We start from the raw sequence: 13,127 nt of genomic DNA on the forward strand, positions 1-13,127 counted from the left end.
CCGCTGCCCCGGTACTCCCCATCCCATCCAAGGAATCAGGAGGTGCCACCAGGATGCACCACTTCACCCCACCCCCGGCAGTCCTGCAGTCGGCCGAGCAGGGCTGGCACGTCTTCCCGCTCGTCCAGGGCAGCAAGCGTCCGGCCGTCCGCTCGTGGGAGACCCGCGCCACAACCGACTGCGCCCGCCTCACCCGCTGCTGGTCGGCCGGTGACTACAACCTCGGCATTGCCACCGGCCCCTCGCGCCTGGTCGTCGTTGACCTGGACGTCCCCAAGGGAGACGAGGACCGTCCGCCCGCCGGGACCCAGGCAGGCGTGACCGACGGCGCGGACGCGCTCGGCCTGCTCGCCGAGGAACACGGCGAGCGGTACCCCAGCGACACGTACGCGGTCCGAAGCGGCAGCGGAGGCCTTCACCTCTACTTCATGGCCCCAGCCGGCGCCGCTTTGCGGAACACCGCGGGCAGGCTCGGCTGGAAGATCGACACGCGGGCGAACGGCGGCTACGTAGTGGGCGCGGGCAGCACGGTCGAAGGTCGGCCCTACCGGGTCGTCCACGAGGCGTCCCCGGCACCGCTTCCGAGCTGGCTGGCGAAGCTCCTCGTCCCGGCAGCGCTGCCGCCGCAGCGTCCACTGGACGTGTGCCTGCTCAGCGCTGACGGCTTGGACCGCTACCTCGCGGCGGCCGTCTCCGGAGAGATCCAACGGGTCGAGCGGGCCGTCAAAGGCAACCGGAACAACGCCCTCTATCAGGCGTCCGTGGCCCTCGGGCAGCTCGTCGCCGGCGGAGAGCTGGCGGAGGGCCACGTCACGGCGAGGCTCGTCGCCACCGCCGTGGGGAAAGCCCTGGACGAGTCGGACGCGCGCCGCACCGTCGCCTCCGGCCTCCGCGCCGGTGCCCGCAAGCCCCGCACCGTCACGCGGAGGGCCGCATGAACCTCAGCGTTCAGGACGTCTACCTCGGCTGGCGCGAGCTGGCCCACGGGGCAGACTGCCCGCGGCCGTCGTGGACCGTCGACGTCCGCGAGGACGAGCACCACCGCTCGTCGTACGGCGGCGCGACCGAGCGGCACGCATGCCCGAACGAGGACTGCGACCACAGCGGTTCCTATCCCCGCTCGACGATGCGAGTGGTCTGCCTCGCCTGCCACGTCGCCCACGTCATCAGCGGCGAGAGCGTCAGCAGCCGGAGCACGAGCACCAGAGCGACCGGCTTCGGCGAGGCTCCGCGCAAGGTCGCCGGCTTCTACCTGTGGCCGGGGCAGCCCTGGTTCGACGACGAGCCGCACGAGTTTTTGGTCAGCCGCGCCAGGCCGCAGCGGCTGACGGCGGCGGACGTGGTCGGCGAGATCTGCGAGGGACGCGGTCCGCGCGGCGGGAAGCGGTTCTCCGCCGCCGCGCTGCCGTCGCCCAACGGTGAGTACGGAATCAGGACGCTCCGCTGGTCGCGCGCCCAGGAGGGCTTCATCTCCTGCTCCGCCGCCGCGAAATGGATCGAGGCGCAGACCCCCGAGAGTGACGAGGCGAAGTGAACGACAACCCGTACGACCCGCCCCACCTGTACTCCGCCCCGCCGCCGGAGCCGCGCCCGCTCCAGCCCTCCCAGCAGCGCATCCGCACGGCCTGGACGGCCGACGAGCTGATGGCGACCGAGTTCCCGGAGCCGAAGTGGGCCGTCCCCGGGATCATCTCCGAAGGCGTCAACCTGCTCGCCGGTCCGCCGAAGGTCGGCAAGTCCTGGCTCTCCCTCGGCCTGGCCCTCTCGGTCGCGGCTGGCGGCACGGCCATGGACACGATCACCGTCGAGGGTGGGCCTGTGCTGTACCTCGCCCTGGAGGACACACCGCGGCGGCTCCAGACCCGCATGGGGAAGATCCTCGGCAGCAACCGTGCGCCGTCGGGGCTGACCCTGGCCACCTCGTGCCCGCCGTTGCCGCAGGGCGGGAATGAGGCCATCGCCCAGTGGCTCGACCGCAACCCCGAGGCACGGATGGTCGTTATCGACGTCTTCGCGAAGATGCGCGGCAACTCGGCTCCGGGCGCCTCTGCCTACGACGCGGACTATGCGGCCGTCGGTCACGCGAAGCGGATCGCGGATCACTACGGCATCGCCGTGGTCCTGGTCCACCACGTCCGCAAGGCCGCGTCGGACGACTTCCTCGCCGAAGTCTCCGGCACCAACGGCCTCGCGGGCGCTGCGGACGCCACCCTCGTCCTGAAGCGCTCGCGTGGCCAGGCCGACGGTGTCCTTCACGTGACCGGCCGCGACGTCGACGAGGCCGAGTACGCACTCCGCTTCTACGCCGAGGCCGGCGCCTGGCAGCTCCTCGAAGGCCCCGCCGTCGACCACACGATCGGCGACAGCCGCGCGACGATCCTGCGCTACGTCCGTGAGAACCCTGGGGCCGCGCCGAAGCAGATCGCCGAGGGGACCGGGCTGACGTCGGACCTCGTACGGCAGACCTGCTCGCGGATGGCCAAGGACGTTCAGCTCATGAGGAAGGACGGCGGCTACGTCGTCCCCGACGTGACCGGTGGTGATGCATGAGCCGTCACACGCGTCACAGCGTCACTCCCGTCACATCGGTCACCCGGACCCGAGGAGCCGCCCCCATGCCCCGTACCTCCACCAAACCCCGTCGGTCCGGCGACTCGAACCTCAAGCTGCCGGACGTCCTGACGGAGCTGAACATGTCCCGCTCGGCCTTCTACCGGCTGCGCGCCCGCGGCCAGGCCCCCCGGTGCATCAAGCTCCCGAACGGCCAGATCCGCGTCCGGAGGAGCGACCTGGACGCCTGGTTCGCCGCCTGCGAAGAGCTCGCCGCCTAAGCCGTTCCCTGATGTGGGGCGCGCCTGCGAAGGCGCGCCCCGTTCCGGAGGTACCACATTGCTTACCTACGAAGTGAAGATCTGGAGCGTCCGCAGCCGGCCGAGCAAGTCGTCACCGTTCCAGCTCCGCTGGAAGGTCGGGCCTGAGGTTCACTACCTGGTCTTCGCGAACAAGACGCTGGCGGACGGCCGCCGTTCTCAACTCATGTCGGCCCAGCGCAAGGGCGAGCAGTTCGACACGGAGACCGGTCTCCCCGCGTCGGAACTGCGCGCGCTCAACTCCCCCACCTGGTTCGCGCACGCCTGCGCGTACGCCCAGATGAAGTGGCCCAACGCAGCGGCAAAACACCGCGTCGGCATCGCCGAGGCCCTGACCAACATCACTCCGGCGCTTACAACGAGCCAGAAGGGAGCGCCGGAGGCCAAGACGCTCCGCCTGTCCCTGCGTAACTGGGCATTCCAGATGGTCAAGGACGACGAGGGCGAGTGGACGCCGAGGAAGGACGTCCAGGAGCCGCCGGAGGAGGTCTCTGCCGCGCTCGACTGGATCGCGGCGAACTCGCTCAAGGTCAAGGACCTGGCAGTCTCGGACAAGCTCCGCCCCGCGCTCAAGGCGATCTCGCTCACGCTGAAGGGCAAGAAGGCGGCGGACAACACGGTCGCCCGCAAACGGACGGTACTGAGCAACGCGCTCCGGTACGCGGTCGAGCGGGACCTCCTCGACGTGAACCCGCTCACCCGCATCGACTGGAGTGCACCGGAGACGGATGATGAAGTCGACTTCCGGTACGTCCCCGAGCCGAAGACCGCCCGCGAGCTCATCGACGCCGTCAGAGCCCAGGGCCCGCGCGGCGAGCACCTGTACGCCTTCCTCGGGTGCATGTACTACGCCGCGAACCGTCCGTCGGAAGTGGCCGACCTGAAGAAGTCGAACCTCGTCCTGCCGGAGGAGGGGTGGGGCGAGATGATCCTTGCCGGTAGCCGCCCAGAGGTCGGCTCCGGCTGGACCGACGACGGCAAGCCGTACGAGGAACGCGGCCTGAAACGCCGCGCCCGCCGCGCCACCCGCCCCGTACCCATCCCACCGGTCCTCGTCCAGATGCTCCGCGACCACATCGAGACCCAGGGAGTGGCCCCTGACGGCCGCCTCTTCCGGGCCGTGCGCGGGGGCCGTGTCCGGTCCAACGAGTACACCGAGATCTGGCAGAAGGCCCGCCGCAAGGTCCTCTCCGAAGAGGAGGTGACCACCCCGCTGGCCGACGTGCCGTACTCACTCCGCCACGCGTGTGTCTCGCTCTGGATCAAGGCGGGTGTCGACCCGGTCGAAGTCGCTCGCCGCGCCGGCCACAGCATCGCGGTCCTGTGGCGCTTCTACGCGAAGATCCTGCGGGGCCAGCAGCACAAGGCGAACGAGCTGATTGACGTCGCACTGAACTATTGAGTCCCGCTAACGACACCCCCGAGATCCACCATTGGTGGGCCTCGGGGGCTTCGTACGTCTCTGCCGGCTTTAGGTCAAAGCCTGCTGCTTCTCTGAGAGTGATGACCGGCATACAGGTCCCTCCGCGAGACATCCCATGCCAGCATCGCTCGTAGTACCCAACGAGAGGGCACGCCGTGGCAGTTGAACGCATCTGGTTAGACGTACCGTTCGCCGAGAAAGACGAAGCGAAAAGAGGCGGAGCTCGCTGGGACGGGACCGCCAAGCGTTGGTTTGCGCCCCGCCCGGGGATGGCTGAGCTGGAACGGTGGGCGCCAGCCCCGGACGTACCCGACCTCCTGCCGGGGGAGGATCGCAGCCTCGGCAGCGGCTTGTTCGTTGATCTCGTGCCGCAGACATGTTGGTTCACCAACGTCCGCTCATGCGTCGCGAAGAAGGACTGGGAACGCCTCCGCCGGATGATCACCCGCCGCGCCGAACAGCGCTGTGAGATCTGCGGGGCGGAGGAGAACCGTGAGACCAAGCGATGGCTGGAGGCCCACGAGCGGTGGACCTTCGACGAGCGCACCCGCGTGCAGACCCTCAAGCGGCTCATCTGCCTGTGCACCGACTGCCACACGGTCACGCATTTCGGCTACGCCCAGGTCCGCGGCGTTGAGGCCGAGGCATTCGCGCACTTGGTGAAGGTCACGAGGATGACCGTGCCGCAGGCTCGCCAGCATGTTGCATCTGCCTTCGCCGTGTGGGAGAAGCGCTCACAGGTGACGTGGGATCTTGATCTCGGGATCCTCACCAACGCCGGCATCACACTGGCCCCGCCTCCCGAGGCTCAGGACCGTGCCCGGGTCGCGGAGGAGACGCTGCGTTCGGCAGATCGTCCGGCCGTGCCACAGCAGTCCGGCTCCGTCTCGGACATTCGCCGGATTCTCGGGCGGCGCTGACAGCAGTCGTCCAGCGTCAGGCCCACATGGGCGATCAAGAATCGGCTGACCACAGGTTGACCACACGCACTGATCCACAGTGGGACTGGGTGGGACACGGTGGGACAGCCGGACACGACGAAGGGGCTGCCGATCTACTCGGCAGCCCCTCTCACGTGCAGCTTTGTTAGCTGCCGAAAGTCTCTACGATGGCCCGGATCCGCCCGCGAAGCTGATCGCGGATTTCAAGACCGTTCCCTCAGGCCGCTCGGGCAACCCACCCACGCCCCCGCACACCTGCTGCGGGCGCGCTGCAGCCCGCCGGCTGGGACACCGTGCGTGGGGCTTGGTCAGCGGTCGGCGATGTCCTCGCGGAGGCCGTCGGAGAACTCCCACCACGACAGGGGGAGCCAGTCACCGTTGACGAAGGCGTCCACCGTGGCGCCGCGGCCACGGACCGTCACCGTCGTGCCGGGTGGGTAGGTGGTGCCGGACAGGCCGGGGACGGGGACGAGCAGGGTCCCGAGTCTCTGTGCTGCCACTACTCGCCCTCACTTTCCGTTTCCTCGGTACATAGCCGGACCCACCAGGGCTTCTGGGATTCATTCCGACATTACCGGGTTGTCCGTTACCGAAGGTCGGAGAATCATGAGAGATGGGTCACGCGAAGCGCGGGCGCGGGCGGGACGCGGGCGGGGGGCGGCAAGCACACATGCATCACCGAGCGGAGGTGGCAGGCATGAAGGCCGTCGTCTACAAGGGACCGTTCACCGTCGCGGTCGAAGATGTCGGGAAACCGCAGATCCAGCACCCGAACGACGTGATCGTACGGGTCACGTCCACCGCGATATGCGGTTCCGACCTGCACATGTACGAGGGCCGCACTGCGGCGGAGCCCGGCATCGTGTTCGGGCACGAGAACATGGGGATCATCGAGGAGGTCGGCCAGGGCGTCACCGCGCTCAAGGAGGGCGACCGTGTGGTCATGCCCTTCAACGTCGCCTGCGGGTTCTGTACCAATTGCGTCGAGGGATTCACCGGGTTCTGTCAGACCGTCAACCCGGGCTTCGCCGGCGGTGCTTATGGCTATGTCGCGATGGGGCCGTGGATGGGTGGTCAGGCGGAGTACCTGCGTGTGCCTTATGCCGACTTCAACTGCCTGAAGCTGCCCCCGGGGAACGAGCACGAGACCGACTTCATGCTGCTCGCCGACATCTTCCCCACCGGGTACCACGGTTGTGAACTCGCGCAGGTGCGCCCGGGCGAGAGCGTCGCCGTGTACGGCGGCGGGCCGGTCGGGCTCATGGCCGCCTACTCCGCTCTGCTGCGCGGCGCGAAGAAGGTGTTCGTCGTGGACCGGGTCCCGGAGCGTCTGCAGAAGGCCGAGGAGATCGGGGCGGTACCGATCAACTTCGCCGAGGGCGACCCCGTCGAGCAGATCAAGGAGCAGACGGAGGGCATCGGTACGGACAAGGGCGTGGATGCCGTCGGCTATCAGGCGATGGCGCATGGCAAGGACAAGGAAGAGCCGGCGACCGTGCTGAACTCGCTGGTCGGCACGGTACGGCCGACCGGCGCGCTGGGTGTACCCGGGCTTTACGTACCCGCCGACCCGGGAGGACCCGACGAGCAGGCCAAGCACGGGATGCTGCTGGTCTCGATCGGCAAGCTCTTCGAGAAGGGCCTGCGGATGGGCACCGGGCAGTGCAATGTGAAGCGCTACAACCGCTATCTCAGGGACATGATCATCGAGGGCAGGGCGAAGCCCAGCTTCGTCGTCTCCCATGAACTGCCGCTGGACCAGGCGCCGTCCGCGTACGACAAGTTCGACAAGCGGATCGAGGGCTACACCAAGGTCGTGTTGCACCCGAACACCTGACCTGGAGTGGAGAGGGAAGAGGCGAGAGGGGCTGCCGACCCGGTCGGCAGCCCCTCCGCATGTCACATCACCTCAGCCGTCGGCCTCAGTTGTCACCCTTGCGCTCGCCCAGCGTGAGGTCGACCGTGGACTCCTTGCCGTCGCGCTCGTACGTGACGCTCACCTTGTCGCCCGGCTTGTGGTTCCAGATCTCGCTGATCAGGGTCGGGCCGCTGTCGACCGGCTTGCCGTTGAACTTGGTGATCACGTCGCCTGCCTTGAGCCCGGCCTTGGCGGCCGGGCCGTCGGGGGTGACCGCGGACGAGCCACCGGACCCCTGCGCGGCGATCACGGCGCCCTTCTGGTCGCTCATGTTCACCGTGGCGCCGATCACCGGGTAGACCGGCTGCCCCGTCTTGATCAGCTGCTCGGCCACGTTCTTGACCTGGTTGATCGGGATGGCGAAGCCGAGGCCGATGGACCCGGCCTGCGACTGACCGAGGCCGCTGCCGCCCGCGGACTGGATCGCGGAGTTGATGCCGATCACCGCACCGCTTGCGTCGAGCAGCGGGCCACCGGAGTTGCCCGGGTTGATCGAAGCGTCGGTCTGGAGGGCGCTCATGTACGAGTTCTTGCCGCTGGAGCCGTCACCCGAGGCGACCGGGCGGTTCTTGGCGCTGATGATGCCGGTGGTGACGGTGTTGGAGAGCCCGAAGGGCGCACCGATCGCGATGGTGGAGTCGCCGACGGCGACCCGGTCCGAGTTGCCGAGCGCCAGCGGGTTGAGGCCCGAGGGGGCGTTCTTCAGCTTCAGCACGGCGACGTCGTAGCCCTGGGCCCGACCGACGACCTGGGCGTCGTACTTCTTCCCGTCGGAGAAGGTCGCCGAGAGCTCACCGCCCTCGGCCGCGGAGGCCACCACATGGTTGTTGGTGAGGATGTGGCCCTCCTTGTCGTATACGAAGCCGGTGCCCGTGCCGCCCTCGCCCTGGGTGCTCCCGGACTTCGCCTCGATGGTGACGACGCTCGGCAGCGCCTTGCCGGCGACGGCGGCGACCGTGCCCGGTTCGCGCTTGAAGTCGGCGGGGGCGTCGCCCGCGGAGACGGTCGTCGAGACACCGCTGCGATCGCTCTGCTCCGCGGCCCAGTAGCCGATGCCGCCGCCCACGCCTCCGGCGATGAGCGCGGCGGCGATCACGGCCGCGACGAGACCGCTGCCACGCTTCGGTCCGGACGCGGGTACGCCGCCCGGTGCCGCCGCGCCCCAGGGCGCGGCGGGTGGCGGCCAGCCCCCGGAGCCGTGGCCGGCCGCGGGGGGCGAGGCCGGCGGCACGGACGGCATCTGCTGCGTCGGGTGAGTCGGCGGCACAGGCGGCACAGGCGGCACAGGCGGCATCGGCTGTGTCGGCGCCTCCGGGGCCGCGGGGCCGGGCCGGCCAGGCTGGTCGGCGTGGCCACGGTGATCCGCGTGACCGGCGTGGTCGGGAGCGGCCGACGGCACTGAAGGGGGCATGGGAGGTACGGACGGGGCGGTCTGACCCGCGGGGCCCGTGATGCCCTCGTTGCCCTCGTTCTCGGTGCTCACAGCTGTCTCCTCGATATGCGTGTCAGTGTCAGGTGCACAGCTTTTCCCACTGCCTGTCAGGCCACTGTAAGCAGGACCTGTGCATATCCGCGCGACCCTTATCACGGACATTGCGGGCAGGGGTGCGGCGCGGCGTGATGGCGTCTTTCAGACAGTGACACCATGACGCGGTGACACAACTGCCGATTCAGGTCGTCGCCCATCGAGGCGCATCGGAGGACGCTCCGGAGCACACCCTGGCCGCGTATGTGAAGGCCATAGAGGATGGGGCCGACGCCCTCGAGTGCGATGTCCGGCTCACCGCCGACGGGCACCTCGTCTGTGTGCACGACCGTCGTGTCAACCGTACGTCGAACGGCCGCGGGGCCGTCTCCGCCCTGGAGCTGGCCGAGCTGTCCGCCCTCGACTTCGGCTCCTGGAAGGACAGCGAGGAGAGCCCCGACTGGGGCGATCGCGACTTCACCTCCGTGCTGACCCTGGAGCGCTTGCTGGAGCTGGTCGCCGACGCCGGGCGGCCGGTCCAACTGGCCATCGAGACCAAGCACCCCACCCGCTGGGCGGGCCAGGTGGAAGAGCGCCTGCTCCATCTGCTGAAGCGCTTCGGCCTGGACGCTCCCGCCGCGCAGGAGGAGTCCCCGGTGCGCATCATGAGTTTCTCGGCGCGTTCGCTGCACCGGATCGCCGCCGCGGCACCGCAGATCCCCACGGTCTCCCTGATGCAGTTCCTGCCACTGCGTGCCCGCGAGGCGCGCCTCCCCGCGGGAGCGCGGATCGCGGGACCGGGCATCCGCCTCGTACGCAACCACCCCTCTTATGTGGAGCGGCTGCACGCGGCCGGTCACCAGGTGCATGTCTGGACGGTCAACGAGCCCGAGGACGTCGAATTCTGCGTGGGCCTCGGTGTCGAGGCGATCATCACCAACCGGCCGAAGCAGGTCCTGGGACAGCTGGGACGCAGTTGAGCGCCCACGCGACTACAGGGAGTGCACCGGCGCGTTCGGAGAGTATCCGGATGTGACGAGTGCGTCACCAGACGAGCATTGGCCGGTTTCCGGCCCAGTCCACTGGGGCATCCACACCGTGGCGTGGGGTGAAGGAGGTCTCGGGGGTGGCGTTGGTGGTGGCACAGGAGGTGCCCGCGTCGTCGAGCATGGCCGTTCCCCATGGCCCTGCGGGCGTGGGCGAGGCACGGCGCCGGATGCGTGAGCAGCTACGACGCGGCGGGGTGCCGGAATCGGTCGTCGACGATGCCGTTCTGATCCTTTCCGAACTGCTCAGCAATGCCTGCCGACACGGCAGGCCGCTGGGGCAGGCGGAGATCGGGGACGGCGCCATCCGCGCGGCCTGGCACGTCGACCCAGCAGGCAGTCTGACCGTCGAGGTGACGGACGGGGGTGGTCCGACCCGCCCGGTTCCGGCCACGCCTTCGGTCACCGCGCGCGGCGGCCGGGGGCTCAACATCATCAGCGCACTCGCCCACGACTGGGGTGTACGGGACAGCGCGGCCGGCGAGGTCACCGTGTGGGCGCTTGTGTACGAGGGACACTGCCATGACGATTTCGCTACGCGCGTCACTGGCCCTGGGGTACCGGGCAGCCGGTCCGGCTTCGAGTTCGCGGACGCGTACGACGAGCCGCACGAGCACGCCTAGGCCCGGCCCGGCACGCGACGTGCTGTCCGGGCGGCCCTTGAGGACCGGCCCGCGGTGACGCCGAGGGGCGATGAAGCTCCGGTTGCCGCCTCCGCACGTCCTGTAACGGCTAGGCTCGCGCCCGAGACCAAGGCACCACACAGCACCGCAGTCCTCGGGAGAAAGCCACACCATGGCCAAGAAGCGCCCCCAGACGAAGGCCGCCACACCTCAGATCACCGACGGCGAGATCCCGGTGGTCGGGGCCCGCGAGCCCTGCCCCTGCGGTTCGGGCCGTCGCTACAAGGCCTGTCACGGCCGCGCCGCCGCTCACGCGGTGACCGAACTGGTCCAGCGCCCCTTCGAGGGGCTCCCAGGTGAATGCGACTGGGTCGCCCTGCGCGAGCTGGTCCCCGCGGCCACGGTCGAGCTGACCCTGAAGGGCGGACTCCCCGACGACGTGCCGTCCGTGACGCTCGCGACCGTGCTGCCGATGGCCTGGCCCGCACTGCGCCGCGACTCCGGGGCCGTACTGCTGGCGCTTCAGAACGACACCTCGTCCGGCGACCTGAGCCGCGACATGGCGCACACGCTGCGCCGCGCGCTCACGGCCGCGCCCGGCACCCCGATCGCGGGCGAGCGGGTACCGGCGGACGGGCCGCGTCTCCAGGACCTGCTCGACCTGGACGCGCCTTTCGAGCCGGTGGTCCACAGCGGCTTCGAGTTCTGGATCCCGGACGCCGCCGAGAACGCGAGCCCGGAGGTCGCCGCTTCCCTGGAGCGCGCCAACGCCGCCGCGATCCCCACGGTCAAGCTGTCCGGTGTGGACGCGGCCTACTGGTGCGAGACGCCGGAGAAGAACCACCTGCGCTGGGTCATGCCGCACCCGGAGGAGCAGCTGCTCGACGGCCTCGCCCGGCTGCATGCCGCGGGCACGTCCAGCCTCGGCGAAGGCACCCGTCTGGTCGGCTCGTTCCGCGCGCACGGACTGATGGTCCCGGTCTGGGACCTGCCGAGCGGGATGGGCGCCGAGGAGTGCGAGAAGCCGGCCGCCGAGCTCGCCGAGCGGCTCGCCGAGGCGCTCGCCTCCGATGCTCCGCTGACCGCGGACGAGCGCCGTGCCCGGGGTGGCCTCACCAACCGCCAGGTGACCCTCAGCTGAGTCCTGTCCGGAGCGATCCACCGATTGACCGACCGTGCGGTCAGTGTGTGCGGGCTGCGCTATTCCTGTCCGCGCCTGACAGCCGAAAGGTGATTCCGGTCACAAACACCCCTACGGACCGGTAATTCGGTGTCCGAATACCCGAGATCGAATTTGCGAACAGCCGATCTCTTGTTACGGTTCTGACAGCCCGGTCGCTGGTGCATCCCCCGTCGCCAGCGACCGGGCGTTGCTATTTCCGGATTACGTCCCCACCACATCGGCGGACCTCCGCTTCCGTCAACTCATCCCGACGGAACGCAAGTTGATCACGGAGCGCAGCAGAGCGACTCGTGTCCGAGAACCTGGAAGAGCGCCGCCGGCTCCGAACTGAGCGCCGAACTCGTCAACGCCGGGAACTGGATGACCGGCACATAGACATCGCTTCACACAAGGTGTTCTCAGGCGATCTCAGCGGCGCGCGGTGGTGCCGGTCACGAGCCGGCACCACCGCGAATCGTTCGCCGTTCTGTTCATCCCACCGCTTCCGCAGAGCAGCGCGGCATAGCGGGATATCGATTCCGGCCAGAATTCGCGACTGCCACGCCCCCTTGCGAACCCCGCACCTGGCTCGGTAGACGAGCCACGCCTCAGTTCAGTAGGCGCCGCTCAGTAGGTGAGCCACGCGCCCTCGCCCGCCTCCGGAGGACTGAACCCGTCGGCGGGTGCGCTCACACTCGCCTCGACCAGCGCGTCGACGACCGCCTCCACATCCGGCAGCCAGGGCCGCGCGGACCCGGGCAGCGGTGCGCGCACCCAGTGGACCTGCCCCGTACCGGCCTCCGACGGGGGCAGCACCAGATAGCCGCCGTCCCCATGGAAGCGGAGCGAACCGGGCACCCAGTCCTTGGTGTGGAGCAGCTCGCCGAGCTGCTCCATCGAATACGGCGCCACCAGCAGCGACCACCGGGTGGGCGTCGCCACGACCGGGCCGAGCCGGATTCCCATCCGGTCCAGCGCCGCCAGCGCCCTTGCCCCCGCCACGGCGGGCAGGCTCACCGCGCAGGGCGCCGAACCTCCCGTCGCCAGCACGATCGGGGCCTTGGGGCGATTGGTCCACCACCAGCGCACCATGCGCCCGTCGGTGGTCGCCGCGAGGATTCCGGGGTCAAAGGGGTGTGCGCCGGGGACGACGCACTCGGGATTGGGGCAGGCGCAGCCACGTGCCCGTCCGCCGCGCCCCTCGGGCCCGAGGCCCACACCGGGGAGCACCGGCCAGTGCCAGTCAGTGGCGCAGACGAGCGCCGTATCGAGCAGGGCAGGCGCCCCCTTCTTCTGGTTCCGCTGGTTCCGCCGGAACCGGAGCCTGCGTCGCCTTCCGGGGATCTCGCGCATGAGCGCTCGTTCCTTTCAGTTGAACGCCGAGGGCCACATCACACCATGTCAACGTCTCTTCACCGTGCGTACCGCTGTACGTGCTGCCATGCGAACTGCCGTGCGTACCGCTGTTCATCTCGCGTGCATCTCGTGCGCGTTTCGCTCTGCGCCTTACTCGCGTACCGCTGTACCGCTACCGCTTGTACGTCCGTACGTGTCCTTACGACTCACTGCGCGCTCACGCCCTCTGCCCACCGCTCCGCACCGTGGACTTGCCACAGGCATGAGCTGCGGCAATGAGCGCCGCAGGGCCGAACGAGATGGGCTGTGTCCATTAAACGCAT

At 69.3% G+C, this 13,127-nt stretch carries 13 protein-coding genes; 10 read left to right on the top strand and 3 right to left on the bottom strand.

All coding sequences use genetic code 11. The annotated features are described in order from the left end of the window. The first annotated feature begins 53 nt into the window (after positions 1–53). From ABZ532_RS10620 to ABZ532_RS10645, 6 genes are all read left to right on the top strand, one after another. On the top strand, positions 54–938 hold the full coding sequence (locus ABZ532_RS10620; protein ID WP_361280954.1) for a bifunctional DNA primase/polymerase: 885 nt from the start codon (positions 54–56) through the stop codon (positions 936–938). Then, positions 935–1,534, top strand: a complete 600-nt coding sequence (locus tag ABZ532_RS10625; RefSeq protein WP_361280955.1) for a hypothetical protein — start codon at positions 935–937, stop codon at positions 1,532–1,534. The genes ABZ532_RS10620 and ABZ532_RS10625 overlap by 4 nt, the downstream gene beginning before the upstream one ends. Beyond that, a complete protein-coding gene (locus ABZ532_RS10630) occupies positions 1,531–2,550 on the top strand; it encodes an AAA family ATPase (protein WP_361280956.1) in 1,020 nt (339 codons plus the stop codon). Before ABZ532_RS10625 ends, ABZ532_RS10630 begins: the two co-directional genes overlap by 4 nt. A 65-nt stretch (positions 2,551–2,615) precedes the next feature. After that, the gene (locus ABZ532_RS10635) at positions 2,616–2,831 is read left to right on the top strand and encodes a helix-turn-helix domain-containing protein (protein ID WP_282685908.1); all 216 of its coding nucleotides are present in this window, start codon (positions 2,616–2,618) and stop codon (positions 2,829–2,831) included. Positions 2,832–2,889: 58 nt separating this feature from the next. Next, entirely contained in the window at positions 2,890–4,272 is a 1,383-nt protein-coding gene (locus ABZ532_RS10640; protein ID WP_361280958.1) for a tyrosine-type recombinase/integrase, read from the top strand. A 176-nt stretch (positions 4,273–4,448) separates the two neighbouring features. Continuing rightward, complete coding sequence (locus ABZ532_RS10645; RefSeq protein WP_361280959.1) at positions 4,449–5,213, top strand: DUF5710 domain-containing protein; 765 nt, start codon at positions 4,449–4,451, stop codon at positions 5,211–5,213. A 329-nt stretch (positions 5,214–5,542) separates the two neighbouring features. Here ABZ532_RS10645 and ABZ532_RS10650 read toward each other — a convergent pair whose 3' ends face one another. Next, positions 5,543–5,734 carry a hypothetical protein gene (locus ABZ532_RS10650; RefSeq protein WP_030931808.1) on the bottom strand — a complete coding sequence of 64 codons (192 nt, stop codon included), beginning with the start codon at positions 5,732–5,734 and terminating at the stop codon, positions 5,543–5,545. Positions 5,735–5,931: 197 nt separating this feature from the next. Here ABZ532_RS10650 and ABZ532_RS10655 point away from each other — a divergent pair, with 197 nt between their 5' ends. Beyond that, the gene (locus ABZ532_RS10655) at positions 5,932–7,071 is read left to right on the top strand and encodes a glutathione-independent formaldehyde dehydrogenase (RefSeq protein ID WP_361280961.1); all 1,140 of its coding nucleotides are present in this window, start codon (positions 5,932–5,934) and stop codon (positions 7,069–7,071) included. 85 nt (positions 7,072–7,156) lie between these two features. On the opposite strand, the gene ABZ532_RS10660 is transcribed toward ABZ532_RS10655, so the two are convergent. Continuing rightward, on the bottom strand, positions 7,157–8,635 hold the full coding sequence (locus tag ABZ532_RS10660; protein WP_361280963.1) for a trypsin-like peptidase domain-containing protein: 1,479 nt from the start codon (positions 8,633–8,635) through the stop codon (positions 7,157–7,159). 170 nt (positions 8,636–8,805) lie between these two features. Here ABZ532_RS10660 and ABZ532_RS10665 point away from each other — a divergent pair, with 170 nt between their 5' ends. The 3 genes from ABZ532_RS10665 (at position 8,806) to ABZ532_RS10675 (ending at position 11,427) form a co-directional block, all read left to right on the top strand. After that, entirely contained in the window at positions 8,806–9,597 is a 792-nt protein-coding gene (locus tag ABZ532_RS10665; RefSeq protein ID WP_361280964.1) for a glycerophosphodiester phosphodiesterase, read from the top strand. A 59-nt stretch (positions 9,598–9,656) separates the two neighbouring features. Then, positions 9,657–10,286 (top strand): ATP-binding protein, encoded by a 630-nt coding sequence (locus ABZ532_RS10670; RefSeq protein ID WP_361280965.1) that lies wholly within the window; start codon positions 9,657–9,659, stop codon positions 10,284–10,286. Between the two features lie 172 nt (positions 10,287–10,458). Then, the gene (locus ABZ532_RS10675; RefSeq protein WP_361280966.1) at positions 10,459–11,427 is read left to right on the top strand and encodes a DUF5926 family protein; all 969 of its coding nucleotides are present in this window, start codon (positions 10,459–10,461) and stop codon (positions 11,425–11,427) included. 648 nt (positions 11,428–12,075) lie between these two features. On the opposite strand, the gene ABZ532_RS10680 is transcribed toward ABZ532_RS10675, so the two are convergent. After that, positions 12,076–12,801, bottom strand: a complete 726-nt coding sequence (locus tag ABZ532_RS10680; protein ID WP_361280967.1) for a bifunctional DNA primase/polymerase — start codon at positions 12,799–12,801, stop codon at positions 12,076–12,078. Positions 12,802–13,127: the final 326 nt, after the last annotated feature.

The organism is Streptomyces sp. NPDC019396 (assembly GCF_040632375.1).
GTDB lineage: Bacteria > Actinomycetota > Actinomycetes > Streptomycetales > Streptomycetaceae > Streptomyces.